Source organism: Aquitalea magnusonii (assembly GCF_002217795.2).
In the GTDB taxonomy this organism is placed as follows: domain Bacteria; phylum Pseudomonadota; class Gammaproteobacteria; order Burkholderiales; family Chromobacteriaceae; genus Aquitalea; species Aquitalea magnusonii_B.
Genome location: NZ_AP018823.1, coordinates 1562748 through 1585894, shown reverse-complemented (window position 1 = coordinate 1585894; position 23147 = coordinate 1562748). Strand labels below are relative to the sequence as shown.

At 63.1% G+C, this 23147-nt stretch carries 25 protein-coding genes; 8 read left to right on the top strand and 17 right to left on the bottom strand.

Going from position 1 to position 23147, the window contains the following annotated elements; translation table 11 throughout:
- Position 1: 1 nt before the first annotated feature.
- The 9 genes from DLM_RS07660 to DLM_RS07620 form a co-directional block, all read right to left on the bottom strand.
- Positions 2-1234 (bottom strand): SfnB family sulfur acquisition oxidoreductase, encoded by a 1233-nt coding sequence (locus DLM_RS07660; RefSeq protein WP_089084192.1) that lies wholly within the window; start codon positions 1232-1234, stop codon positions 2-4.
- Between the two features lie 12 nt (positions 1235-1246).
- Positions 1247-2452, bottom strand: coding sequence for an SfnB family sulfur acquisition oxidoreductase (locus DLM_RS07655; protein WP_089084191.1), 1206 nt, complete (start codon positions 2450-2452; stop codon positions 1247-1249).
- Between the two features lie 14 nt (positions 2453-2466).
- Entirely contained in the window at positions 2467-3120 is a 654-nt protein-coding gene (locus DLM_RS07650) for a methionine ABC transporter permease (RefSeq protein WP_045847827.1), read from the bottom strand.
- Entirely contained in the window at positions 3113-4243 is a 1131-nt protein-coding gene (locus DLM_RS07645; protein ID WP_089084190.1) for a methionine ABC transporter ATP-binding protein, read from the bottom strand. The genes DLM_RS07650 and DLM_RS07645 overlap by 8 nt, the downstream gene beginning before the upstream one ends.
- A gap of 11 nt (positions 4244-4254) precedes the next feature.
- Entirely contained in the window at positions 4255-5067 is an 813-nt protein-coding gene (locus DLM_RS07640; RefSeq protein ID WP_089084189.1) for a MetQ/NlpA family ABC transporter substrate-binding protein, read from the bottom strand.
- A gap of 195 nt (positions 5068-5262) precedes the next feature.
- A complete protein-coding gene (locus DLM_RS07635; RefSeq protein WP_089084188.1) occupies positions 5263-5853 on the bottom strand; it encodes a malonic semialdehyde reductase in 591 nt (196 codons plus the stop codon).
- A 9-nt stretch (positions 5854-5862) separates the two neighbouring features.
- Positions 5863-6081, bottom strand: a complete 219-nt coding sequence (locus tag DLM_RS07630) for a TOBE domain-containing protein (RefSeq protein ID WP_045847830.1) — start codon at positions 6079-6081, stop codon at positions 5863-5865.
- Positions 6082-6476: 395 nt separating this feature from the next.
- Entirely contained in the window at positions 6477-7106 is a 630-nt protein-coding gene (locus tag DLM_RS07625) for a hypothetical protein (RefSeq protein ID WP_145985792.1), read from the bottom strand.
- A 90-nt stretch (positions 7107-7196) separates the two neighbouring features.
- A complete protein-coding gene (locus DLM_RS07620; RefSeq protein ID WP_089084186.1) occupies positions 7197-8174 on the bottom strand; it encodes a GlxA family transcriptional regulator in 978 nt (325 codons plus the stop codon).
- 114 nt (positions 8175-8288) lie between these two features.
- Between DLM_RS07620 and DLM_RS07615 the strand changes: the two genes are divergently transcribed.
- From DLM_RS07615 to DLM_RS07600, 4 genes are all read left to right on the top strand, one after another.
- Positions 8289-9089 (top strand): acyl-CoA thioesterase, encoded by an 801-nt coding sequence (locus DLM_RS07615; protein WP_167467057.1) that lies wholly within the window; start codon positions 8289-8291, stop codon positions 9087-9089.
- A gap of 124 nt (positions 9090-9213) precedes the next feature.
- Positions 9214-9957 carry a FadR/GntR family transcriptional regulator gene (locus tag DLM_RS07610; protein ID WP_089084184.1) on the top strand — a complete coding sequence of 248 codons (744 nt, stop codon included), beginning with the start codon at positions 9214-9216 and terminating at the stop codon, positions 9955-9957.
- A 322-nt stretch (positions 9958-10279) separates the two neighbouring features.
- Positions 10280-11218 (top strand): bifunctional Delta(1)-pyrroline-2-carboxylate/Delta(1)-piperideine-2-carboxylate reductase, encoded by a 939-nt coding sequence (gene lhpI, locus DLM_RS07605; protein WP_089084183.1) that lies wholly within the window; start codon positions 10280-10282, stop codon positions 11216-11218.
- A 61-nt stretch (positions 11219-11279) separates the two neighbouring features.
- On the top strand, positions 11280-12296 hold the full coding sequence (locus DLM_RS07600; protein WP_197715530.1) for a proline racemase family protein: 1017 nt from the start codon (positions 11280-11282) through the stop codon (positions 12294-12296).
- A 159-nt stretch (positions 12297-12455) separates the two neighbouring features.
- Here the strand turns inward: DLM_RS07600 and DLM_RS07595 are convergent, their stop codons facing one another.
- From DLM_RS07595 to DLM_RS07585, 3 genes are all read right to left on the bottom strand, one after another.
- Complete coding sequence (locus DLM_RS07595; protein ID WP_231960129.1) at positions 12456-14753, bottom strand: heavy metal translocating P-type ATPase; 2298 nt, start codon at positions 14751-14753, stop codon at positions 12456-12458.
- 9 nt (positions 14754-14762) lie between these two features.
- Positions 14763-14903: a hypothetical protein gene (locus DLM_RS24000; RefSeq protein WP_231960128.1), complete on the bottom strand. Its 141-nt coding sequence runs from the start codon at positions 14901-14903 to the stop codon at positions 14763-14765.
- A 162-nt stretch (positions 14904-15065) separates the two neighbouring features.
- Positions 15066-15608, bottom strand: a complete 543-nt coding sequence (locus DLM_RS07585) for a hypothetical protein (protein WP_145985791.1) — start codon at positions 15606-15608, stop codon at positions 15066-15068.
- Positions 15609-15772: 164 nt separating this feature from the next.
- On the opposite strand from DLM_RS07585, the gene DLM_RS07580 reads away from it, so the two are divergent.
- Both DLM_RS07580 and DLM_RS07575 read left to right on the top strand, forming a co-directional pair.
- The gene (locus DLM_RS07580; RefSeq protein ID WP_089084180.1) at positions 15773-16177 is read left to right on the top strand and encodes a DUF1924 domain-containing protein; all 405 of its coding nucleotides are present in this window, start codon (positions 15773-15775) and stop codon (positions 16175-16177) included.
- Between the two features lie 5 nt (positions 16178-16182).
- Complete coding sequence (locus DLM_RS07575) at positions 16183-16695, top strand: diheme cytochrome c (protein WP_089084179.1); 513 nt, start codon at positions 16183-16185, stop codon at positions 16693-16695.
- Between the two features lie 50 nt (positions 16696-16745).
- Here DLM_RS07575 and DLM_RS07570 read toward each other — a convergent pair whose 3' ends face one another.
- Entirely contained in the window at positions 16746-17492 is a 747-nt protein-coding gene (locus DLM_RS07570; protein WP_089084178.1) for an SDR family oxidoreductase, read from the bottom strand.
- Between the two features lie 141 nt (positions 17493-17633).
- Between DLM_RS07570 and DLM_RS07565 the strand changes: the two genes are divergently transcribed.
- Positions 17634-18563, top strand: coding sequence for a LysR family transcriptional regulator (locus DLM_RS07565; protein ID WP_089084177.1), 930 nt, complete (start codon positions 17634-17636; stop codon positions 18561-18563).
- Here DLM_RS07565 and cydX read toward each other — a convergent pair.
- From cydX to cydP, 4 genes are all read right to left on the bottom strand, one after another.
- A complete protein-coding gene (gene cydX / locus DLM_RS07560) occupies positions 18560-18661 on the bottom strand; it encodes a cytochrome bd-I oxidase subunit CydX (RefSeq protein WP_089084176.1) in 102 nt (33 codons plus the stop codon). The genes DLM_RS07565 and cydX overlap by 4 nt on opposite strands.
- 12 nt (positions 18662-18673) lie before the next feature.
- Positions 18674-19813: a cytochrome d ubiquinol oxidase subunit II gene (gene cydB / locus DLM_RS07555; RefSeq protein ID WP_197715529.1), complete on the bottom strand. Its 1140-nt coding sequence runs from the start codon at positions 19811-19813 to the stop codon at positions 18674-18676.
- 78 nt (positions 19814-19891) lie between these two features.
- Entirely contained in the window at positions 19892-21442 is a 1551-nt protein-coding gene (locus DLM_RS07550) for a cytochrome ubiquinol oxidase subunit I (protein WP_089084175.1), read from the bottom strand.
- The gene (cydP, locus tag DLM_RS07545; protein ID WP_062790996.1) at positions 21432-21623 is read right to left on the bottom strand and encodes a cytochrome oxidase putative small subunit CydP; all 192 of its coding nucleotides are present in this window, start codon (positions 21621-21623) and stop codon (positions 21432-21434) included. Before cydP ends, DLM_RS07550 begins: the two co-directional genes overlap by 11 nt.
- A gap of 175 nt (positions 21624-21798) precedes the next feature.
- Here cydP and DLM_RS07540 point away from each other — a divergent pair, with 175 nt between their 5' ends.
- On the top strand, positions 21799-23142 hold the full coding sequence (locus DLM_RS07540; protein ID WP_089084174.1) for a sigma-54 interaction domain-containing protein: 1344 nt from the start codon (positions 21799-21801) through the stop codon (positions 23140-23142).
- Positions 23143-23147: the final 5 nt, after the last annotated feature.

The window sequence follows — 23147 nt, the reverse complement described above, 5'->3', positions numbered from 1 at the left end:
GTCACAGCGCTCCGTGCCGCGGCGGCAGCACATCGTTCAGCACGTAATTGCCGATGGCGTGGAATTTCCAGCGCAGCGGGTCGTGCAGGGTGTGGACGCGGGCATTGCGCCAGTAGCGGTCCAGATTGCGCGCTTCCAGCGTGGCGCTGGTGCCGGCCAGTTCAAACAACTGGCTGCCGGCCTGCAAGGACACTTCGGTGGTCAGCACCTTGGCTTCCGCCACCGCCACCGAGGCCTCGGCCACGCTGCGCGCATCCGGGAAAGCCTGTGCCTGCAGTGCATCCAGCACCCGCCCGGCGCGGCGCAGCAAGGCATCGGCGGCCCGCAAGCGCACCCGCAGATTACCCACCCGCTCCAGCAAGAGCGGGTCGCGGCTGGCCTTGTCCACACCGGAATCTATCCAGGGACGGGCATGCTCGCGCACATAGTGCAGCGCTTCCTGGTAGGCACCTCGCGCCTGGCCCAGGTCGATGGCGCAGTGCAGGATCTGGGCAAACGGGCCGATGGGGGTGGGCCGGTCAAACGAGGCCTTGAACGGCACAATCCATTCCGGCTCCACCCATACCTGGCTGAAGCTGACCGAGCCACTGCCGGTGACGCGCTGGCCGAAACCGTCCCAGTCGTCGGTAATCTCCACCCCGGCACTGTCACGCGGAATGAAAGCCAGATAGCTGTCCTGGTTGTCATCCACCACCAGCGTGGGAATCCACTGCGCGTACAGCGCGCCGGTGCAGTAGAACTTCTGTCCGCTGACGCGATAGCCCTTGCCTTCCGGCGTCAGGCGGGTGCGGCGCTGGTAGTCCTTGTGGCCGATTTCGGCCAGTGCATTGCCAAAGCGCACGCCATCCAGTGCCAGGCCGTAGAAAAAGCGCTGCTGCGCCTCGCTGCCGCCCACGCGCAGCACTTCCAGCGCGTAGTAATGGTTTTGCGGAATCTGCGCCAGCGAACCGTCCGCCGCGCTGATGGTGGCAATCACCTCGGCCAGCGTGACGGCGGACACGCCGGCACCGCCATATTCGCGCGGCACGGTAATGCCCCACAGTCCGCTCTGGCTATAACCTTCCAGCTCGGCCCAGGGCAGGATGCGCTCGCTGTCGCGGCGGGCGGCGTCACGGGCAAATTCACCGGCCCAGTGGCGGGCCAGTTGCAAGGCTTCTTCATCACTGGCAACGCGGTGGGCCGCCAGCGGCTGGGCCTGCTGGCCTTGCTGGCGCAATGCAGCCAGTTCACTCATGCTGCTCTCCTTTCAATTCCATTGATGACGTGCCGGAAACACGCCATTCAGGCTGTAATTGCCAATGGCGTGGTATTTCCAGCGCACCGGGTCGTGCAGGGTGTGTACGCGGGCATTGCGCCAGTGGCGGTCCAGTTGGTGGCGCGCACGGGTGGCGGCCGAACCGGCCAGCTCGAACAGCTTTTCACTGGCTTGCAGGGCAATTTCGGTGGTCAGCACCTTGGCTTCGGCCACCGCGATGGAGGCTTCGGCGCTGATGGCATCCGTCACCTCGCCGGTGCGCAGGCGGTCCAGCGTGCGGGCGGCATCGTCCAGCACTTCCAGTGCGGCATGCAGGTCGATCTGCAAACGGCCCACCGCCTGAATCACATAGGGGTCGTCGCTGGCACGGCTGACGCCGGAATCCAGCCAGGGCCGGGCATGTTCGCGCACAAACAGGATGGCGTCGCGCAAGGCGGCCTCGGCAATGCCGGCATCGATGGACGCCTGGATCAGTTGTGAAATCGGCCCGGTGAGATTGGGACGGTCCGCCAATTGCCATACCGGCAGCAGCAGCGCCTCTTCCACCCGCACCCGGTCAAAACGCACGGTGCCGCTGGCGGTGGTGCGCTGGCCGAACGAAGACCAGTCGTCGATGACTTCCACCCCCGGCGCATGCCGCGGCACCAGCACCTGTACGGTCAGGCCGGATTCATCGCGGGCGCGGGTGGGAATCCAGTCGGCAAACAAGGCACCGGTGGAATAAAAGCGCTGGCCGCTCAGGTAAAGCCCGTCCGCCTCGCGGCTCAAACGGGTACTGAGCTGCTGCATGGGCTGCTTGCCCTTTTCCGGCCCGGCATTACCCAGACGACGCCCGGACAGCACTTCGCTGTAGATGAAGCGCAACTGGGCCGGCGTGGCCAGCAGCGGGAACAGCTCCAGCACGGCAAAGTGGTTTTGCGGAATCTGCCCCAGCGAGGGGTCGGCCGCGCACAGGATGCGGAATACCTGCGACAGCGTCAGCAGGCTGACCCCGGCTCCGCCAAATTCGCGCGGTACGGTAATGCCGCCCAGGCCACTGGCGGAATAGCGCGCCAGCTCGGCCCAGGGCAGGCGGCGTTCACGGTCACGCACGCCGGCTTCCACGGCAAACTCGGCTGCCAGTTGGTGTGCCACTTCCAGGGCTTCGGCATCGCTGCGGATCAGCGCAGCTTCTTGCAGGATTGCTTGTTGGCTCATGAAACGGCTTTCGCTTATTGACGATGATTCAGACGACGCGCCAGCACGTCACCGGCGGTTTGCACCACGCTGACCAGCACCACCAGGCCGATGAGCACCGACACCATCACCTGGGTATCAAAGCGCTGATAGCCGTAACGGATGGCGACATCGCCCAGCCCACCGGCCCCCACGGCACCGGCCATGGCCGAGGAGCCGATCATGGCCACCAGGGTGATGGTGAGGCCGGAGACGATGCCCGGCAGCGCTTCGGGCAGCAGCACATGCCACAGCACATCGCGCTTGCGCCCGCCCATGGCCTGCACCGCTTCAATCAGCCCGCGGTCCACTTCGCGCAGGCTGACTTCGGCAATACGGGCAAAAAACGGAATACCGGCCACCGACAGCGGCACCACCGCCGCCCACACGCCGATGGTGGTGCCCACCACCAGCCGGGTGAAGGGCAGCAATACCACCAGCAGAATGATGAAAGGCACCGAGCGGAACACATTCACCACACTGCCCACGCCCCGGTTGAGCCAGGGGCGGGCGTACAGGTCGCCCGGACCGGTAGTCACCAGCAGCAAGGCCAGCGCCAGGCCGAAGATGGCGGATACCAGCGCCGACACGCTGACCATTTGCAGGGTCTGCCAGGCGGCAGTCAGATACAGATCGAAAGAATCAGGCATGGTCGACGTACCCCAGGATGCGGATATTGCCAGCCGGAATGGCCAGCTGACGGGCCAGATCGCCCAGCCGGTTGCGTGACTGCGGTGCGCAGGCCAGCACCAGCCTGCCCTGCGCCCGGCCCTGTATGCGCTCCACGCCGCCATGCAGCAGGCGGGTGGCCGGTCCCAGTGCCGCCACCAGCGGGCCTAGCGCCGGGTCCTGCCCGCTGACGCCATCCAGCCGCACATCCAGCAGCAGTTCCGACTGCGCACTGGCCGGTTCCGCCACAATGCGCCCGGCCACATCAGCCGGCAGTTCATGATTCAGCGAGGCCAGCAAGGCGCGGGTGGCATCAGCCTGCGGCGCACCAAACACCTGCCATACCGGCCCCAGCTCCACCACCTTGCCCGCTTCCAGCACCGCCACGCGGTCACACACTTCGCGGATGACGGCCATTTCGTGGGTAATCAGCACCACGGTGACCTTGAGCTGACGGTTGATATCGCGCAGCAGCGCCAGAATGGACTGGGTGGTTTCCGGGTCCAGCGCCGAGGTGGCTTCGTCGCACAGCAGCAGCTCCGGCTGATGCACCAGCGCGCGGGCAATGCCCACCCGCTGCTTCTGGCCGCCGGACAAGCGGGCCGGATAGACATCGCGCTTGCCCTCCAGCCCCACCAGTTGCAGCAGGCTGTCGACGCGGGCGTCAATCTCGGCCTGCGGCAGCCCGGCTATCTTCAGGGGCAGGCCGATGTTCTGCGCCACCGTACGCGAGGACAGCAGGTTGAAGTGCTGGAATATCATGCCGATGCCGCGCCGCGCCTGCGCCAGCTGGGCTTCGTTCAGGCCTGACAAATCCTTGCCCGCCACCAGCACCTGCCCGCTGCCGGGTGACTCCAGCCGGTTGATGGTGCGCAGCAAGGTGGACTTGCCCGCGCCGCTGCGGCCGATGATGCCGAAGATTTCGCCACGCTGGATGTCAAAGCTCACATCCTGCAAGGCCTGCACGCTGCGCCCGCCAGCCTGGAACTGACGCCCCACCTGCCGGAAACTCACCAGCGCCTCGCCGGCGGGCTTGACCTCCCGCTGCCACAAGGCCGGGCCTTGTTCTACCTCTGGCCGGATTGCCTCTGCCAAAGCATTCATGCGCCTCTCCCTCACAGCCAGGCCGGGGCGTACAACTTGCCGAACACCTTGTCCAGCGAGGCACGCACTTGCTTTGATTGCTGATAGATGGCAATGAAGCGGCGGATTTGCGCATTGTTCACATCCTGTTTGCGCACCACCCATTGCAGGGCGTAAATCTTGTTTTCCAGCCCGTCAAACAGCAAGGCATTGTCCGGGTTGTCGCCCGCCAGCTTGAGGAAGGACGGATAGCCTTGCGCCAGATCCACATCATCCAGCGAGCGCGCCAGTTGCGAGGCTTCCAGCTGCACGATCTGCAGCTTGCGCGGATTGGCCACGATATCCTGGATGGTGGCCTTGTAACCCAGGCCGGGCTTGAGCTTGATCAGCCCGGCTTTTTCCAGCAGCAGCAAGCCACGGCCGCCATTGACCGGGTCGCCGGCAATGGCCACCTTGCCTCCCACCGGAATCTGGGCAAAGGATTTCCATTTGTGCGAATACAGGCCGATTTTCATGATGGTGCCGGGGGCAATCGGCACGAAGTCGTAACCGCCCTGCTTCTTGGCGTTTTCCAGAAACGGGATATGCTGGAAATAATTGACATCGATATCGCCATTGGCCAGCGCGGCATTGGGCGTGTTCCAGTCGGAAAACTCCACCAGCTCCACATTCAGGCCCTGGGCCTTGGCTTCCTTCACCGCGATTTGCAGCGATTCGATTTGCGGCGTGGACGACACCCCTACCTTGATGCCATTGGGACCGGCCACGGCCAGCGTACTGACAGCCAGCAGCAGCGTGGCCAGCACACCGCCCCAGCGTGAGGATTTGATTGTTGATGACTGCATTGCAGACTCCCTGATGGTGGCTGCCGCAAGTGGGTGGGCAGCGCATTCAGGGGACAGACTAACCATCCGGCATGAATTAACAAACCAATAAAATCGCCGTTAAATATCGAAAATAAAGATAAATGACTGCAATTAACGACAAATAGCGCCCATATTTTCATATGGGCGCTGCATTGGATCAAACCGGAACTGCACTCAAACGATGGCAGCAGCCTGCTCGAACGCCAGCCGCGGCCCGCGCGGCGGCAAACCTTCGGTCACGCCGTAACCCAGGTTCACCACCAGCAGGCTGCGCCACTGGCCATCAGGGAAGAAGGCCGCATCCACGGCTGCGGCATCAAAGCCGGACATGGGTCCGGCGTCCAGCCCCAGCGCACGGGCGGCCAGGATCAGATACCCTGCCTGCAGACTGGCATTCAGCCGCGCATGCGGCTCCACCAGTTGCGGCAGGCCATCGTAAAAGCCCTTGGCGTCGTAGGCCGGAAACTGCTGGGGCAGATGCTGATGAAAGGCCGCATCCCAGGCCAGCACCACGGTAAGCGGCGCTGCCGCGGTCTTGTCGCGATTGCCCGATGACAGCGCGGGCAGCAGTTTTTGCCGGGCCTCGTCGCTGTGGATGAACAGGTAACGGCCTGGCTGGCCATTGAAGGCGGTCGGCCCCCATTTCAACAGTTCGTACAACTGGCGAATGGTGGATTCGGCAACCGGCTTGTCCTGGAAACGGTGATTGGAACGGGCGGCAACAAACAGTTGCTGCAGTGCGGCTTCGGGCAGAATGGCGCTCATGCCTGCTCCTTACGCCAGCGTGGCAATGGACACTTCGGTGGACTTGACGAAGGCAATCACCGGCGAGCCCACTTTCAGTTGCAGCTCGCGTACCGAGCGGGTGGTAATCACCGAGGTGACAATGCCGGAGGCGGTTTCCACATCCACTTCGGACAGAACCGGCCCTTCCAGGATTTCCTTGATCACGCCCTTGAACTGGTTGCGGACATTGAGGGATTGAATGCTCATGGTGACTCCTTGATGTGCATGAAAGCTGGCAAGTCATACGCCTGCCTGACAAACAGCACGCTAGCAGAGCCGCGACGGCAGGCTAACCAAGAAAAAATGATCTGCTTAACAGAAATGCTGCATTGACAAGACCAATCAGCCACCCTCCTCTGAAGAACATCCCCGCCATGACTGAACCGTATTGTCAGCTCACGGCAGACGGCTGATTCGCGGAGTGGCCGAGTTCCCTGGCGCTTGCTGCATCAGATGTCCTCGCCCTGCTGCTTTGATGTGTGGGTACAAGCGGAACTGTGATTAAACGTGCAGCACCCATCGGCCTCTGAATACTTTCATTTCACTGCGACCAATAAAAAAGCAGCATCCGGTGATGCTGCCTGGTAAAAAACGGCAATGCTTTAATTGGCTGGACTGGCTTGCACGCTGGGGATGGTGTACTTGATCAATTCCGTTTTTCTCCATTGGAGGTGTCGGCCCAGCATATCTGCGGAGGAATACTCGATCTTGACGAAGAAACCAACAGATGGCGCATACCAGTATATTTCGTACCATGGGCCGCTATAGTTGTCCTCATCATGCCACGTACCGTTCAGCTTGATGCGGTAGGCATCAAAGACTCCAGCGGGTGTTTCAACCTTTTCAAAGTCCGTAACATTGACCTTTATGGTATTGCCTTGGTATTGATAAGAGTATGAATTACCCACGGTAAGAGGCCATCTCAGAATCTGGGCCTCACTGACTTCACCCGTCTTCTTGTCCACTGCGAAGTTGTTCAGGTTTTTACTTCTGTAAACCGTGTACTTCCCTTCTCGATTAACGCCGCTATATGCGTAATTGCCGTTCTTCATGCCTTGAAATGTCAGCGTCCAGTGCTGATTTTCCGCGCCAGTAAAACCGTCAACGCGGTGAAATTCAAAAGTGGCTCCGGGCGTCAGAGTGGGCGGCATCACATCGCCGGCATGGGCCGAGAATGCAGCAAACATTGCAGTTGCAAGCAAGAGGACTTTGGCTTTGATGGCAGTTTTCACGGGCATTTCTTTATAATCAGCAATCGGTTATTAACACTATACCGGTGCCATAATGCCCAATCCATCACACCTGCACAGCGACGCCAGCACTCAGGCGGCAAAGCGACGGCGATACTCCGCCGGCGTGCAGTGCAGTTCGCGCTGGAACAGCCGGCGAAAGCTGGCCGCATCGGCATAGCCCACCCGGCTGACAATTTCATCCAGCGGCAGCGCGGTGGTTTCCAGCAAGCGCCGGGCCGCCTGCAAGCGTAGCTGCTGCAGATAGCGCAGGGGTGGCTGGCCCAGCACCAGTTGAAAGCGCCGCATCAGGGTACGTGCGCTCACCCCCATCTGATCCGCCAGCGTCTCCAGCCGGTAGGGGCGATCCAGATGCCGCTGCAACCAGTCCTGGCAGCGCAGCACCAGTTCATCATCATGGCCGGCAAAACTCTGCATCGACATATACGGTGCCTGACTCACCCGGTTGAGATCGGCCAGCATCAGGCGGGAACAGGACATGGCCAGCGCCACTCCGCCCTCCTGGCGGATCAGCCGCAGGGCCAGATCGATATAGGAAGTGGTGGCCCCGCCGCACCATACCCCCGCGTCCTCGCTGCAGGTGGCGTAATCCTGCAACTGCACCTGCGGGTAGCGCTGGCGGAACCAATGATGCAGCCACCAGCTCACCGTGGCCGCACGACCATCCAGCAAACCATGCTCAGCCAGCAAAGGCACGCCGGTACAGAAAGACAGCACCCGCCGGCCCGCCGCATGCAGCCGCAGCGCCAATGCACCGACGGCCTTTTCTGCGGCCAGCCGGGCTTCAAAATCGCTCAGCCGCTGATAGGCAAGCGGCGGCAACACCAGCGTGTCGGCCTCCTCTGCCAGCGCGGCATCCCCGTCCGCGCTCAGCACGATGCCGGAGGCCGTGCTGACCGGCCGGCCATCCAGGCTGAACAGCCGCCAGTGAAATGGCGGCGGCCAGCCCTTGCGGGCGGCAATCTGGTTGGCGAAATGCAGCAGATCGGTAAATCCGGTCACGCTGCCGGCATAGCAGCCATCCAGCAGAAGCAAACGTAGCTGATGCATGATATTGGCAATATCGACATGAATATTGTCGATATTGCCACTGCAGCCGGCACAATGCCACTGCTAGACTGCCGCCAGTCACTTTCTTCAGCCGTGCGATACAAGGAAAACAGCATGCAAATCGAAGACGTCTGCCGCAGCATCACCCCGGTGGCCGACCAGCCCGGCCTGTTTACTGCCGAGGTGGATGATAGCTGGGCGCAGGGACGCACCCTGTTTGGTGGCATACAGGCACTGCTGGCGCTACGTGCCATGCGGGCAGCCATGCCGGACTTGCCGGCACTGTGGTCGCTGCACACCACATTTGTTGCGCCTGCCGCGCCCGGCCCGCTCAGCCTGCGGGTGGAGCTGCTGCGCCAGGGGCGTGCCGCGGTGCAGGTGGCAGCGCGGCTGATGGCTGGCGAGCAGGTGGCAGCCATGTTTGTTGCAGTCTTTGGTGCCTCAAGGGATTCTGCCTTGTCGTTCAAGCCGGAGCTCAAGCCACTGGCGACGGACAGCAGTCCCGGCCCGGAACTGCCCTTCATTCCTGGCCTGACGCCAGAATTCACCCGTCACTATGCCTACCGCTGGGTGGAAGGCGGCCTGCCGTTCAGCGGCCACAGCGCCACCACCAACCGTATCCTGCTGCGCCAGCGCGACCCGGGCCTGATGGAAGAAGAACAGATTGTTGCCATGGCCGATGCCATCCCGCCGGTAGCCCTGTCACTGGTACAGGGACACGCCCCGGCCAGCACCATCAGCTGGGAACTGGAGTTCGTGCATCACGGCCAGCCCGTCAGCAATGAGGGCTGGTGGCGCATGGACGCCAGCCTGGTTGCCGCCCGCGATGGCTATGCCAATCAGGATGCCCATCTGCATGGACCGGACGGCGAATTGGTCGCCCTGTCCCGCCAGGTGGTGGCGGTGTTTGCCTGAGTTGCGTCACCGCGGCAGCGGCACAAGGATGTGAGCGTGCCAAATTGGTAAACATTTTTCTCCAGATGCTACAATCCGCCACGGTCCGTCTGCAGGCGGGCCGCTCTGTCTGCCTGGGGATGCCATGACCAACACCACCACACTGCCGCCAAGCGAATTTCGCGCCAAGCAGGTTTACGAACAAGTGGCCGACAAGATTCGCGAAGGCATCTTGAACGGCCAGTTTGCCGTGGGTTCACGCCTGCCCGCCGAACGCGTGCTGGCCAGCCGTTTTGGCGTCAGCCGGCCCGCCGTGCGGGAAGCCATCGGCGCTTTGCAAAACGAAGGACGGGTATTCACCCGGCAGGGCTCCGGCACCTATGTCAATCCGCCGCCCGCCCCCCTGCCTGCCACCACTGGCGCGGCCGATGCCCAGCGCCCCGCGCCCGACGCCGACCTCAGCCCGCTGGCCACGCTGGAAGTGCGCCTGCTGATGGAGCCGAATATTGCCCGGCTGGCCGCCAGACAGCACCGGCGCGATGCGCTGGCAGAGCAGTACCTGGCCATGATGGCCAGCGTGCATGACATCTCCGACCCGCAGCAGCAAGCGCTGTGGCACGAAACTGACCGCCTATTTCACCGCCAGTTGGCGGTGATGACCGACAATCCGCTGATCATCCGGATTGCCAACGAAATCTCCAGCAGCATGGACCAGCAGCTATGGCAAAGGCTGCGAGACGATGGCATTTACGACCCCAACCGCATCCGGCTCTATATTGCAGAGCACCAACTGATCTACGAAGCCATTGTCAACGGCGATGCCGATGCCGCCGCCTTCTACGTGGAAGGGCATATCAAGCGGGTGCGCAAGGACATTGCCACACGCTAAACGGTAACAGCCCGGCCGCCGCCAACCGCACACACCGCCTTGCCCGCCGTCGGGCAAGGCCCTCAGCAGGCTCGCCCCGCTCATGCCCGCCCGCTTCCGCCAGCCCTGCGCACGGCCACGCACCGGCCAGACCAATCCCACCGCTGCCGCAGCAACGCGGCGAAACCAACAGCGCCAAATACCAGTTTTGGTATTTTTAATTTGCCAAAATGGCAGCTAATTGGTAAAAAACCAGGCAAGCCAGCAAGCCGTTCAGCAGCGCCCACGCCGCGCAATACGCAGCCACCGCGGATTACAGCCGCCGCGCCAGACAGGACACGCCATGATCCAGCCAACAGCACTGCCGCCACTGAGTGCCCAGCAAACTGCCGCCATGCTGCCGTTCGACAAGCTCTGCCAGGCGCTTGCCAGCGCAGCCACCGCCTACCAGGCAGGACAGATTGTCAGCCCCGAGCGGCAAGTCCTGCCGCTGGCAGGCAGCGGCGTGCTGCTATCCATGCCGGCCAGCGCACACGATATCGGCATCCACAAGCTGGTAAATGTCTGCCCGGACAACGCAGCCCGCCGCCTCCCCACCATCAACGGCATCGTCAGCGTCTACGATGCGCTCACCGGACTGCCGCTACTCCTGCTGGACGGCCCCACGGTAACGGCCAGACGCACCGCTGCCGTTTCCATGCTGGCCATATCCCTGCTGCATCACGGCAGCCCGGCACATGTGTCGCTGATTGGCAGCGGCCAGCAGGCATCCGCCCATCTGGCCGCCCTGGCCGCCCTCTACCCGGGCATCCGGGTGGATGTACACAGCCGCCAGCCGGATGCCGCCCGTGACTTCTGCACACAACACGCCAGGCTCCCTCTGCAACTGCAGCCGGCAAGCGGCAGCATTGCCGCGGCCTCTACCGTGGTGATCACGCTGACCACCAGCAAGGTGCCGGTATACCAGCAGGCAGCACGGACCGACCGGCTGCTGATCGGCGTGGGTGCATTCCGGCCGGACATGGCCGAACTGGGCCCCTTGCCGATTGCCGGCAGCCAACTGTTCTGCGACGACCCGGCGGGGGCGCGTCACGAAGCCGGCGACCTGATACAGGCCGGTGTCGACTGGAACAGCGTGGCCTCGCTGGCCGATGCGCGGGCCGGACGGCGGGAGCCAAACCGCCCGGTCGTCTTCAAGAGCGTGGGAACAGCCGCATGGGATCTGGCGGCAGCCCGCTGCGCCCTGCAATGCCGGCAAGCCAGCACCCAGGCCCCGTCATGAACCAGACCGGGCTGCCGCCCGGCCCCGCCCATCGTGCCGCAAACCAAGGAAAGACAAGCCCATGAGCATGCAACTGGCAGGTTTTGTGATTGAAACCGTGGAAATGCATACCGGTGGCGAACCGGTACGCATCGTCTGCAATCTGATCGAGCACATCCAGGGCGCAGACATCCTGGCCAAGCGCCGCTTCATGCATGAGCAACTGGATGCCGTGCGCCACCTGCTGATGTTTGAACCGCGCGGGCATGCCGACATGTATGGCGCGGTGCTGGTGGCCCCCACGCTGCCCGGCGCCGACCTGGCGGTGCTCTTCATGCATAACCAGGGCTACAGCACCATGTGCGGCCACGCCGTCATCGCACTGGCACGCTTTGCCGTGGACAGTGGCCGGGTGCAAGCGCAGGCACCGCTCACCCGAGTGGGTATCGAATGTCCCTGCGGACTGGTATCGGCCTATGTCGAGGTGGTCGATGGCAAGGCAGGCAAGGTGCATTTTGACAGCGTGCCTGCCTTTGCCTTTGCGCTGGAATTGCCGGTATCGGTGGCGGGCATGGGCGAAGTAGTGGTCGACATTGCCTACGGCGGCGCTTTTTACGCCATTACCACCGCGGCGCAACTGGCGGTCAGCCTGGATGGCCGGCTGCGGGATGTGGTGGATGCCGCCTCAGCGCTGAGCGCCGCGGTAAGACAGACCATCCAGGTACACCACCCGGCTGCGGCCGATCTGGGCTTTCTGTATGGCAGCATTGTCACCGATGGCCGCGAGACTGCGGCAGACGGCTGCAGCCGCAATATCTGCGTGTTTGCCGATGCGGAAGTGGACCGCAGCCCCACCGGCTCCGGCGTGACCGCCCGCATGGCGCTGCGTCATGCCAAGGGCCTGGTGCAAACCGGTGAAAGCTGCCAGTTCGAAAGCCTGACCGGCGCACGCTTTAGCGCGCTGGTCAAACAGCCCGTCCCCTTGCCGGGGCAGCAGGCCGTGTGCGTCCAGGTGACGGGCATGGCCCATTACTGCGGCAAGGCCAGTTGGTCGCTGGAAGAAGGCGATCAGATTGGCCGTGGCTTTCTGCTGCGCTAAGCGCCGGTTCAATGGCGGGGCCAGCGCTTGCGCCTCGCCACGCGCCTCCCCCGAAACGCGGTGCCAATGCGGCAACGCTACCAGGCACAGATCGCCGCCAGCGCCGCTTTGCCTGGCCATGACCACAAGGCCGGGCCGGCTGCAGAAGCGGCAACAAGCTCAGCTCATGCTCTGATACAGCTCATCTTCCTGGGCAAAATGCAGTTGCAGCACCGTGTCCAGGCTGTACAGCGTGCGTTGCAGCTCCAGGATTTCCAGCTGCGATGCCGGCTGCGGCAAGGCGGCAATCTGCATGGCCAGCTTGCGCGAGAGCTTGAAGATTTCCTGATGGCTGCGGCTGAGCGCGGCCAGCGGATCCTCGCCACCCAGCAGTTGCGCCATGGCCGGATAAACATGCTGCTCCTCCATGGTTTCATGCGGCAGCAATTGCTGGGTCAGCATGGCATCCAGCCGGACCAGCTCCTCCAACTGCTGGGCATATTGCAGTTGCGGCAGGCCACGCGCCAGTGCCGCCAACTGCTGCAGCAGCGGATGCAGCCTGGCATGCTCGGCCTTGAGCTGCTGCGCGGCATCCGCGCTCAGTGGCCGCACCTGCAGCAAGGCCGGGTGCGGGGTCAGCGCCCGCAGCGCATTGAGGATGACGGCCAGGTCTATCACCTCCTGCAGCACGGCACCGGCCACCGGCGGCAGATAGCCGCAGGCCGCCGCCAGCATGGCCAGCAAGGACAGCCCCATGCCAGCCATCACGCTTTGCCGGGCGATGGCCATGGTACGGTGGGCCGTCATCACCACTTCGGCCAGCCGGTCCAGTCTGTCGTTCAGCAGCACCACCCCGGCGCTCTCGGCCGCTGCTGCCGCACCCTGCCCGCCCATGGCCACACCGACACCGGCGGCGCTGAGCGCCGGCGCATCGTTGACACCATCACCCACCATGATGGTCACCCCATGGCGGGCGGCTTCCTGCAAGTGGCGCAACTTGTCCTGCGGCTGCAAACCGGCATAAATCCGGTCCACGCCGATGCCATGGCCAATGGCCTCCGCCACATCCTGGCGATCACCTGACAGCATGCTGATCTGCCGGATGCCGCTGCGGCGCAGCATGCGCAGGGCGCGCGGGGTTTCCAGGCGCAACTGGTCCGACATCTCCAGCACGCCCAGCAATACGCCATCTCGCGCAACAAACACCGCGCTGGCACCCTCGATATCCAGACGCCCCTGCAAGGCGCTTGCCCAGTCAGGCATGGTGTTGATCTGTCCGGCCACAAAGGCATGGCTGCCCAGCGCCAGCCGCCGGCCATCCAGCACGCCGCACAGCCCGGCACCCGGCGTTTCCTCCAGTTGCTGCGGCAGCGGCAGCTTGGTTTCGCCCTGCTCCAGCGCCGCCTGTAACACCGCGGTGGCAATCACATTGCAGGACATCTGGTCCAGCGCCGCAGCCAGGCGCAGCACCTCGGCGGGCGCTATCGTGGCCGCCGGATGAATAGCCACCAGCCGCGCCTTGCCACCGGTCAGGGTGCCGGTCTTGTCAAAAAACAGCAGCGTGGCGCGATCCAGCGCCTCCAGCACCGCACCGCCCTTTACCAGCACACCACGGCTGGCACAGCGCGAGATACCGGACAAGATGGCCACCGGCACCGCCAGTACCAGCGGGCATGGCGTGGCCACCACCAATACCGCCAGCGCCCGCAGCGGGTCCTGGCTAAGCAGCCAGGCAAGCCCGGCCAGCCCCAGCGCCAGCGCCAGCGGGATGAACCACAATGCATAACGGTCCGCCATGCGGGTAAGCGGTGCCCGCGCCCCGCTGGCTTCGGCCACCAGCTTGATGATGCCGCTGAAGGTACTTTGTGCGGCGGTGGTGGTGGCCGTCATGCTGAAGGCGGCACCGGCATTGAGCGTGCCACTGCGCAACAATGCGCCAGCCTGGTGGTCCACCGGCTTGGCTTCACCGCTGAGCGTGGACTCATCCAGCAAGGCGGCAGCATCCAGCAGGCGGCCATCCACCGGCACGGTTTCACCGGCCTTTACCAGCAGGCGGTCCCCCACCCTCACCTCATCCAGCGCCACCCGCAGCATGCCGTCCTCACCCAGGCGGTTGGCATGCCGTGGCGCCCGCGCCAGCAAGCCGGACATCTCCCGCTCGGCCCGGCCTGCGGCATAGCGGTCCAGCCAGCGGCCACTGGCCGTCATCGCGGCGATGATGGCTGCGGTCAAGGGCTGCTGCAATGCCAGCGAACCGGCAATCGACAACAGCGCCAGCAAATCCACCCCCATATCGCGCTGGCGGATGGCCCGCCAGACGTCACGCAACAGCAGCAGCATGGCCGGCATGGCCGAGACCGCCAGCAAGAGGTCCACCGGCATGGCCAGGCCGCTTAGCTGCTGCAATGCCCATGCCAGCAAGGCCAGCACCGGGGATGACAGCAAGACGGCATACAGCAGGTTCTGGTTTTGTTTCACCTGATAAACCTAGTGAGCACACGAAGGGGAAACCGGCTTGGCGCCATGGTCAAAACAGATGTCCAGCCAGGGCGCGTCCGCCTCAGCCTGACAGGCCAGCACCCAGCCATCGTCAACTTCTTGTTGCAACAATACAAGATTATTGTGCATGACCACCTTGCCCTGCGCCACCTTGCACCGGCATGTGCCACACCGGCCGGCGCGACAGCGACAGCGCGGCCGCAGGCGCTGGCCGACAGGCAGCCGGAGTTGATGACACCTGCCATGCAAGCTGATTTGCACCACCGCATCCGGCACGGACGGCGCTGGCGCTTACGGCGGTGGCGCGGGCGCGATGCGCGGCTGGCTGGGCGCGGCTGGCTTGCGCCCGGCCAGTCCCAACATGAAGCGCAGCGCCGCCCGGCGCAACAGCAGCAGCAAGGCGATATGCAGACCGATCAGCCACAAGCTCAGCCCGGCCAGCCCGGCGTGCAGCTGCGCCGCATCCAGCACCGGCCAGCCGGCAAACAGGCCGCCCAGCGCCTGGGCCGCGGCCTGCGGCATCAGCCACTGCAGACCATGGCTGATCACCGCCGCGTTATCCACCATCACCACCCCGCTAAGCAGCAACAGTGCCGTAACACACAGCAGGGCGAGGGTAAGGCATCGGCTCCACTGCGCGTGATTGCGCAGGCGCGCCAGATTCACCCCAGCAGGAAAACCCTTGCTGCGCGACCATGCCGCCCACACGCGCCAGCCCAGCAACAACAGGCCGCCATACCCCAGCCAGGCATGCGCCAGCCCGGCATCCTCCCCGCTCAGATAGGTCAGCACAAACAGCGCCACCAGCACCCAATGAAACATTCTGAAGCCCATGCAACCTCCCCGGTCAGACTGGAACAGGCCTGCATCATGCGGCGGGAAACTTAATACGCGCTTAAACCCAGCCAGGCCGCATCCAGCCGCCTGGCACTGGCGTTAAGCGCCGCTTAAGCCGGTAAAACTAAGATCAGCCTGTGTTCAATACAGGAGAGCGAACAATGCGCCCATGGATGATCCTGACCCTGCTGATGGTCAGCGGGGCTGTCATGGCAAGCCCGGCCATCATCAGCGACTATGCCGCTCAGGCAAAGCAGGCCAATAGCGGATTTGCCGGGTTTTCTGCCGAGCGCGGCAAAAGCCTGTACTACCGGGAAGCCGTACAAGGCGGCAAGAAAATGAGCTGCGCCACCTGCCATACCGCAGACCCGCGCCAGCCGGGCAAGACGCCTGCCTTTCGTCCGCTTGATGCCATGGCACCGGTCATTACGCCAACGCGCTTCACGGATGCAAAAAAGGTGGAGAAATGGTTTCGCCGCAATTGCGACGATGTTTTCAAACGGGAATGCACCGCCCAGGAAAAAGGCGACTTCCTGACCTTCCTGAGCAGTCTGAAACAAGGATGAATCCAATGAAAAAGCCTATGCTGCTGGCCGCCCTGCTGCTACTGACCGCTGCCAGTGCAACACTGTGGGCCGAGGACGGCGAGCACCACGGCGGTGCCAAACACCCCAAACAGACAGGCCGCGCCCTGGCCCAGGCCCCAGCGCTGTGGAAAACCGAGTGCGGTAGCTGTCACATGGCCTATCCGCCCGGCTTGTTACCGGCCACGGCCTGGAACAGGCAGATGGACACACTGAAAAATCATTACGGCGTGAATGCCAGCCTGACGGCGGCAGATGAAAAAGTGATCCGCAGCTATCTGCTCAGCGCAGCGGCCAGCGGGCGCGGGGCGGCAGAACCACCGGCCAGCTCCGAGCCGCCACGCATCAGCCGTAGCGCCTGGTTCATCCGCAAGCATGATGAAATCAGCCCGGCAGTGTGGAAGCGCAAATCCATCGGCAGCGCATCCAACTGCCAGGCCTGTCACAGCGGCGCTGCGCGCGGCGACTTTGACGAAGACGGGGTCAGGATTCCACGCTGACCGGTGCGCCCCGGCAAGACCGCCATCACGCGGCAAGCTGCTGCAAGGGCTTAGAAATCCTGCACGGTGGGGCGCAACACCACTTCATTGATGGACACCTCGGCAGGCTGGCCGATGGCATAGGCAATCGCCTGCGCCACCGCCTCTGCCGGAATGGCCTGCTGGCGATAGAACTCCACCACCTCATCCCGGCTGGCCGCATCGCCAGACCCCAGCGGCAGTTCGCTCTGCACCGCACCGGGCTCGATGGACGTCACCCTCACCTTGCCGGCCAGCTCCTGGCGCAAGCCTTCGGAAATCGCCCGCACGGCAAACTTGGTGCCGGAATACACCGTGCCGCCTGGCGCGTACACCTTTAACCCGGACACCGAGGAAATATTGATCACATGTCCATCGCCCTGCTGCTCGAATAATGGCAGCACCGCGGCAATGCCATACAGCACGCCCTTGATGTTGATGTCTATCATGCGGTCCCACTCGTCGCTGCGCACCTGCTGCAGCGGCGCAATTGCCATCAGGCCGGCGTTGTTGACAATCACATCGATGCGGCCAAATGCTGCGCGCCCGGCATCCACCAGCGCCTGCACATCGGCCAGCCGCGTCACATCGGTGCGGACGCAAACCACCTGGCCACCCGCGTCACGGATGTCTGCCGCAATCGCGTCCAGCCGCTCCAGCCTACGCGCACCCAACACCACCCGGGCACCCAGTGCCGCCAGATGGCGCGCCGTTGCTTCGCCCAGACCGCTGCTGGCACCGGTAATCACCACCACCTTGTTCCTGATTTCCTGCTGCATTGCATTCTCCGCTGATGGACGGGACTCCCCCGTGAAGGCTTACAGTATTCCGTCGTACATTACGGCAATAAATGAAATTGTTTCGACTTCTCAATTCCATTAAATGGAATAATCAGCAGCAGTCTTCCGGGAGAAACCCTCATGCTCAATCGTCTGGAAATGCTGCGGATTTTTTGCACCGCCGCCGACTGCGGCAATTTCAAGGAAGCGGCACAGCGGCTTGGCATTTCGCCACAGGCCGTCACCCGCGCCATCAAGGAGCTGGAACAGCTACAGGGCGAATTGCTGTTTCACCGCAATACCCGGCACAGCCGCATCACCGCCTTTGGCGCGGCGCTGGCTGCGGATGCCAGGCGCAAGGTGCAGGAGATAGACGCACTATTCAGCCAGCGCCAGGCACAGGCTGACAGCGCAATCAGCGGCCTGGTGCGCATCACCGCCCCGGCAGCACTGGGTGAACATCACCTGGTACCGGCGCTGGCCGACTTGCAGCAGCAACATCCGGCGCTGCGGATTGACCTGCGCCTGTCGGATGAAATGAGCGATGTCGTGGATGAACAGATTGATATCGGCCTGCGGGTGGGCGTGATGCGGGACAGCCGCTTTATTGCCCGCGCCGTGGCTCCGGTGCCGTTCTACATTGTCGGCAGCCCGGCGCTGCTGGCGCGCTGCGGGGTGCCGGACTCGCTGGAGGCGCTGACACGGCTGCCAGTCACCGTCAGCCTGGACCCAAACACCGGCAAGCCCTGGCCATGGTTTTTTGCCGGTGGCCAGCAATGGCATCCGCCCACCCCGGCCTTCATGGCCACGGATACGCGTGCCGAGTGCGCCGCCGTGGAAAACGGCATCGGCCTTGGCCAATTGGCCGGTTTTCTGGCCATTCCGCTGCTCCGGGCAGGCCGGCTGCAGGCTGTGCTGCCGGCCCTGCAACCCACACCCTGGAATCTCAATCTGTACCGCCCGCAGCGCGGACCGGTGCCGGCCCGCATCCGGCTGGTGTATGACCACCTGCTGCAGCGCTTCGCCCAGAGCAGCTTCTTCCCGACGACAGCGGCCAACTGGCCCGGCTAGGCCTGCTTGCGGGCCTCCTCGTGCTCACCCCACATCGCGTTCAGAATGCCCAGCGACACGGCAAAGCCGATACCCAATACCCATGCGAAATACCACATGACACCCTCCTCTCAATACGCAGTGTGATTGTTTTCCCGCACATAAGCCGCCGTCACCTTGCCGGCCATCACCCGGTAGGCCCAGCGGGTGTACAGGATGATCAGCGGCATGAATAGCAGCGTCACCACCAGCATCAGGCCCAGCGTCAACTGACTGGACACGCTGTCCCACACCGTCAGGCTGGACGCCGGATGCGTGGACGAAGGCATGATGAAGGGAAACATGCTGACACCGGCGGTGCCGATGACCCCGGCCAGCCCCAGGGCTGAGGCCCAGAAGGCGGCAAAACTGCGACCACTGCGCAGCAACAGCATGGCGGCAACACAGCCCAGATAGCCGCTAGCCGGCAGCAGCATGGTGAGTGGCCAGCGCTGGTAATTACCCAGCCAGGCCCCGGCGGCTCGGCTGACGGTTTTGGCCAGCGGGTCCGGCAGTGCATCCGGCTGTACGGCCGAGCTGATCACATAACCATCAATGCCGCGCGCCAGCCATATGCCGGCCAGGGTAAAACCAAGCAGCCAGATCAGCCCCGTCACCCGCACCCAGGCTTGTGCACGCTGCTGGATGTCGCCCTCGGTGCGGTGCGCCAGATACACCCCGCCGTGGAAGCTGATCATGGCGCTGGACACCACGCCGCACAGCAGGGCAAACGGGTTGAGCAGACCCCAGAAGCTGCCGTCGTAGGTGGACAGCAGATTGTTGTCGAAATGAAAAGGCACGCCTTGCAGCAAATTACCAAAGGCCACGCCAAAGATCAGCGGCGGCACCGTTCCGCCGACAAACAGGCCCCAGTCCCATACCGAACGCCAGGTGGGGTTGTCTATCTTGCTGCGGTAGTCAAAGCCCACCGGGCGGAAAAACAGCGCCCACAACACCAGCAGCATGGCCCAGTAAAAACCGGAAAACGCCGTGGCATACACCAGCGGCCAGGCCGCAAAAATCGCCCCGCCACCGGTGATGAACCATACCTGGTTGCCGTCCCAGTGCGGGCCGACGGTGTTGATCACCACCCGCCGTTCGGTATCGTCCTTGCCAACAAAGGGCAGCAGCGTGCCCACACCCATATCGTGACCATCCATGATGGCAAAGCCGACCAGCAATACGCCAACCAGCAGCCACCAGATCACCTTCAGACTTGCATAATCCAGCATGATTATTCCTTTGTGCTGTGCACGAAGCAGCACAACAGCCCTGCCGCAATACAGCAGCAGATCTGTTGTAAGCCGATATCAGTGAGCGGTTTCATTGTCGTAGCGGCCGGTGCCCAGGCTACCCGGCCCCTGACGGGCAAAGCGCATCATCAGCATCATTTCCACCACCAAGAGCACGGTGTAGAAACCGACAAAACCCGCCAGCGAACCGTACAGCGACTCCACCGACAGGGTGGACACCGACAACCGGGTGGGCAGCACGCCGTAGATGGTCCATGGCTGGCGGCCGTATTCCGCCACCACCCAGCCCAGCTCGCAGGACAGCCACGGCAGCGGCAGGCAGCACAAGGCCAGCTTCAGCAGGCGCGGACGGTGCTGGAAATCCCCCTTGAGCGAAGCCCAGAACGACCAGCCGAACAGCAGCAACATGGCCATGCCCATGCCCACCATCAGGCGGAAGGACCAGAACATCGGTGCCACGCGAGGAATGGTGTCGCGCGCGGCGGCATCAATCATCTGTGGTGTGGCCGTGGCCACATCGGTGGTGTACTTCTTCAGCAGCAGGCCAAAGCCCAGATCCTGCTTGTGCGCTTCCAGCACCTTTAGCGCAGCACTGTCCTTACCATTGCGCCGCACGGCTTCCAGCGCCTGCACCGCCAGCATGCCGGACTGAATGCGCAAGCGGTTTTGCGCCATGATTTCGTGGATGCCGGGAATCTGCTTGCTGACAGAGCGGGTGCCAATCAGGCCCATCACCCAGGGAATGCTCACCTGCCAATCGTTTTCCATGCGTGTTTCATTGGGCCAGGCCAGCAGGTTGAACGACGCGGGGGCCGGCTCGGTATGCCACATGGCCTCGATAGCGGCCAGCTTGGTCTGCTGCGCCTCGCCCACGGTGTAACCGGACTCATCTCCCAGCACAATCACCGAACAGATGCTGGCAAAGCCAAACGCCGCGGCAATGCGGAAGCTCTTGCGGGCAAACTCCACATTGCGCCCACGCAGCAGATACCAGCTGGAAATGGACAAAACAAACATGGCCCCGGTGACATAACCGGCGCTGACGGTATGCACGAACTTGGCCTGGGCATCCGGATTGAACAGCAGCGCGGCAAAGTCGGTCATTTCCATGCGCATGGTCTGGTAGCTGAATTCCGCGCCCACCGGGTTCTGCATCCAGCCATTGGCAATCAATATCCACAAGGCCGACAGATTGGTACCGATGGCCATCAGGATGGTCACCAGCAAGTGCTGCTTGCGTGACAGGCGGTTCCAGCCAAAAAAGAACAGGCCGATCATGGTGGATTCCAGAAAGAAAGCCATCAGCCCTTCAATGGCCAGCGGAGCGCCGAAAATATCGCCCACATAATGCGAGTAATACGCCCAGTTGGTACCAAACTGGAATTCCATGGTGATGCCGGTGGTCACCCCCAGCGCAAAGTTGATGCCGAACAGCTTGCCCCAGAAACGGGTCATGTCCTGATACACCTGCTTGCCGGTCATTACCCATACCGCCTCCATGATGACCAGCATCCACACCATGCCGATGGTGAGCGGCACAAACAGAAAGTGGTAAAGCGCCGTCACGGCGAACTGCAGTCGCGATAAATCGACGACATTATCTAGCATTGTTTTTCTCCAGTTGTTGGCTGCTTTGTGCCGGATTCAGCACCTTGCCGGCGACGGAATCGGCATCTACCGCCACGCGGTAAGGCGCGATGAATGCCTTCCAGATGATCAGCAGCAGTACCAGCTTGATACCGATGATCCAGGCCAGCTCACGGCTCAGCTTGCTTGATGTCTTTTTCATGGGCTGATTCCCGTTGTCAGGGCAAACAGAGCCACACCGGCCATTCCGGTCGGGCCCACCCTGCCTGACAGCGCTGATTGCAAGTGCCATGCCAGCAGCCAGAGGGCGAAAATTCGCTGTATTGGCGGCATTTTCCCGGCTAATATGACAATTTCGTCATGTCATTTACGTCACCATGTCACCACTGACCACCGCAGCCAGCCTGGACACCATCAGCCGCATGCTGGATGAACTGGACGAGCCACGCATCGTCATTACCGAACAGTTTGAAATCCTGCATGCCAACCCGGCGTATCAAGCCCTGTATGGCCAGGTGGTGGGTCAGCGCTGTCATGCGGCATCCCATGGCTATCAGCGGCCTTGCAATGAAGAAGGCGAATCCTGCCCGCTGCAAATGACGCTCAGCAGCGGCCAGCCGGAACGGGTACTGCACATTCACCGCACCGCGCATGGCGAAGAACATGTGGATGTGGAATTGATGCCGTTGGCCGACATCAGCGGGCACCGCCATTTGTTCATCGAGAAAATGCAGCACCTGCCACAAGCCAGCAGCCAGCCGGTGCCGGACAAGATGGTGGGCCGCAGCCCGGCGTTTCGCAGCATGCTGCTGCTGGCCCAGCGCGCCGCCCCCTCGCATGCCGCAGTGCTGCTGATTGGCGAATCCGGCACCGGCAAGGAGGGACTGGCGCGCGCCATTCACCAGAATGGCGGCCCGGCCCAGCGGCCCTTCATCGCCGTGGACTGCGCCAGCCTGACCGAGACCCTGCTGGAGAGCGAACTGTTTGGTTACGAGAAAGGGGCGTTTACCGGCGCACAGCAGCGCAAGCAGGGCCTGGTGGAAGCGGCCGATGGCGGCACGCTGTTTCTGGATGAGATCGGTGACTTGCCACTGTCGCAGCAGGTGAAATTATTGCGTTTGCTGGAAAGCGGCAGCTTTCGCCGCGTGGGCGGCATCAGCAGCATACCGGCCAATTTCCGCCTGATTGCCGCCACCCATCGCAATCTGCAAGCCATGGTGGCCGAGGGCAGCTTCCGCGCCGACCTGTTCTATCGCCTGGCGGTGTTTCCCATCCGCCTGCCACCGCTGCGCGAACGGCGCGAGGATATCCCGCTACTGGCCACCGCACTGCTGGAGCGCGTGGCGCCGGGCCGCCAGTTGCAACTGGATGCCGACGCCCGGCAATGGCTGGTAGAGCAAGCCTTCCCCGGCAATATCCGTGAACTGCGCAACCTGCTGGAGCGCGCCAGCCTGCTGACCGATGGCGACACCATCACGCCGGAGCAACTGCGCGATCAGCCCTGGCCGGACAGCCCGCCAGTCCCGGCTGCCGGCCATGCCGACCCACTGCCGTTCAGCAGCACGCTGCAGCCGCTGGCGGAGCTGGAGGCGGCCTATCTGCAATGGGCAGTGACCCACAGCGGGCTAAGCCGCAAGGCGCTGGCCCAGCAGCTGCAAATAACCGAACGCACGCTGTACCGCCATCTGGCCATGCTGGAAAAGAAAACCCCCGCCATGTAGACGGG

Excerpts from the sequence above, each read along its gene's own strand:
- DLM_RS07660 (WP_089084192.1), bottom strand. The coding sequence starts at position 1,234 with ATGAGTGAACTGGCTGCATTGCGCCAGCAAGGCCAGCAGGCCCAGCCG.
- DLM_RS07655 (WP_089084191.1), bottom strand. The coding sequence starts at position 2,452 with ATGAGCCAACAAGCAATCCTGCAAGAAGCTGCGCTGATCCGCAGCGAT.
- DLM_RS07650 (WP_045847827.1), bottom strand. The coding sequence starts at position 3,120 with ATGCCTGATTCTTTCGATCTGTATCTGACTGCCGCCTGGCAGACCCTG.
- DLM_RS07645 (WP_089084190.1), bottom strand. The coding sequence starts at position 4,243 with ATGAATGCTTTGGCAGAGGCAATCCGGCCAGAGGTAGAACAAGGCCCG.
- DLM_RS07640 (WP_089084189.1), bottom strand. The coding sequence starts at position 5,067 with ATGCAGTCATCAACAATCAAATCCTCACGCTGGGGCGGTGTGCTGGCC.
- DLM_RS07635 (WP_089084188.1), bottom strand. The coding sequence starts at position 5,853 with ATGAGCGCCATTCTGCCCGAAGCCGCACTGCAGCAACTGTTTGTTGCC.
- DLM_RS07630 (WP_045847830.1), bottom strand. The coding sequence starts at position 6,081 with ATGAGCATTCAATCCCTCAATGTCCGCAACCAGTTCAAGGGCGTGATC.
- DLM_RS07620 (WP_089084186.1), bottom strand. The coding sequence starts at position 8,174 with ATGCATCAGCTACGTTTGCTTCTGCTGGATGGCTGCTATGCCGGCAGC.
- DLM_RS07615 (WP_167467057.1), top strand. The coding sequence starts at position 8,289 with ATGCAAATCGAAGACGTCTGCCGCAGCATCACCCCGGTGGCCGACCAG.
- DLM_RS07610 (WP_089084184.1), top strand. The coding sequence starts at position 9,214 with ATGACCAACACCACCACACTGCCGCCAAGCGAATTTCGCGCCAAGCAG.
- lhpI (WP_089084183.1), top strand. The coding sequence starts at position 10,280 with ATGATCCAGCCAACAGCACTGCCGCCACTGAGTGCCCAGCAAACTGCC.
- DLM_RS07600 (WP_197715530.1), top strand. The coding sequence starts at position 11,280 with ATGAGCATGCAACTGGCAGGTTTTGTGATTGAAACCGTGGAAATGCAT.
- DLM_RS24000 (WP_231960128.1), bottom strand. The coding sequence starts at position 14,903 with ATGCACAATAATCTTGTATTGTTGCAACAAGAAGTTGACGATGGCTGG.
- DLM_RS07585 (WP_145985791.1), bottom strand. The coding sequence starts at position 15,608 with ATGGGCTTCAGAATGTTTCATTGGGTGCTGGTGGCGCTGTTTGTGCTG.
- DLM_RS07580 (WP_089084180.1), top strand. The coding sequence starts at position 15,773 with ATGCGCCCATGGATGATCCTGACCCTGCTGATGGTCAGCGGGGCTGTC.
- DLM_RS07575 (WP_089084179.1), top strand. The coding sequence starts at position 16,183 with ATGAAAAAGCCTATGCTGCTGGCCGCCCTGCTGCTACTGACCGCTGCC.
- DLM_RS07570 (WP_089084178.1), bottom strand. The coding sequence starts at position 17,492 with ATGCAGCAGGAAATCAGGAACAAGGTGGTGGTGATTACCGGTGCCAGC.
- DLM_RS07565 (WP_089084177.1), top strand. The coding sequence starts at position 17,634 with ATGCTCAATCGTCTGGAAATGCTGCGGATTTTTTGCACCGCCGCCGAC.
- cydX (WP_089084176.1), bottom strand. The coding sequence starts at position 18,661 with ATGTGGTATTTCGCATGGGTATTGGGTATCGGCTTTGCCGTGTCGCTG.
- cydB (WP_197715529.1), bottom strand. The coding sequence starts at position 19,813 with ATGCTGGATTATGCAAGTCTGAAGGTGATCTGGTGGCTGCTGGTTGGC.
- DLM_RS07550 (WP_089084175.1), bottom strand. The coding sequence starts at position 21,442 with ATGCTAGATAATGTCGTCGATTTATCGCGACTGCAGTTCGCCGTGACG.
- cydP (WP_062790996.1), bottom strand. The coding sequence starts at position 21,623 with ATGAAAAAGACATCAAGCAAGCTGAGCCGTGAGCTGGCCTGGATCATC.
- DLM_RS07540 (WP_089084174.1), top strand. The coding sequence starts at position 21,799 with ATGTCACCACTGACCACCGCAGCCAGCCTGGACACCATCAGCCGCATG.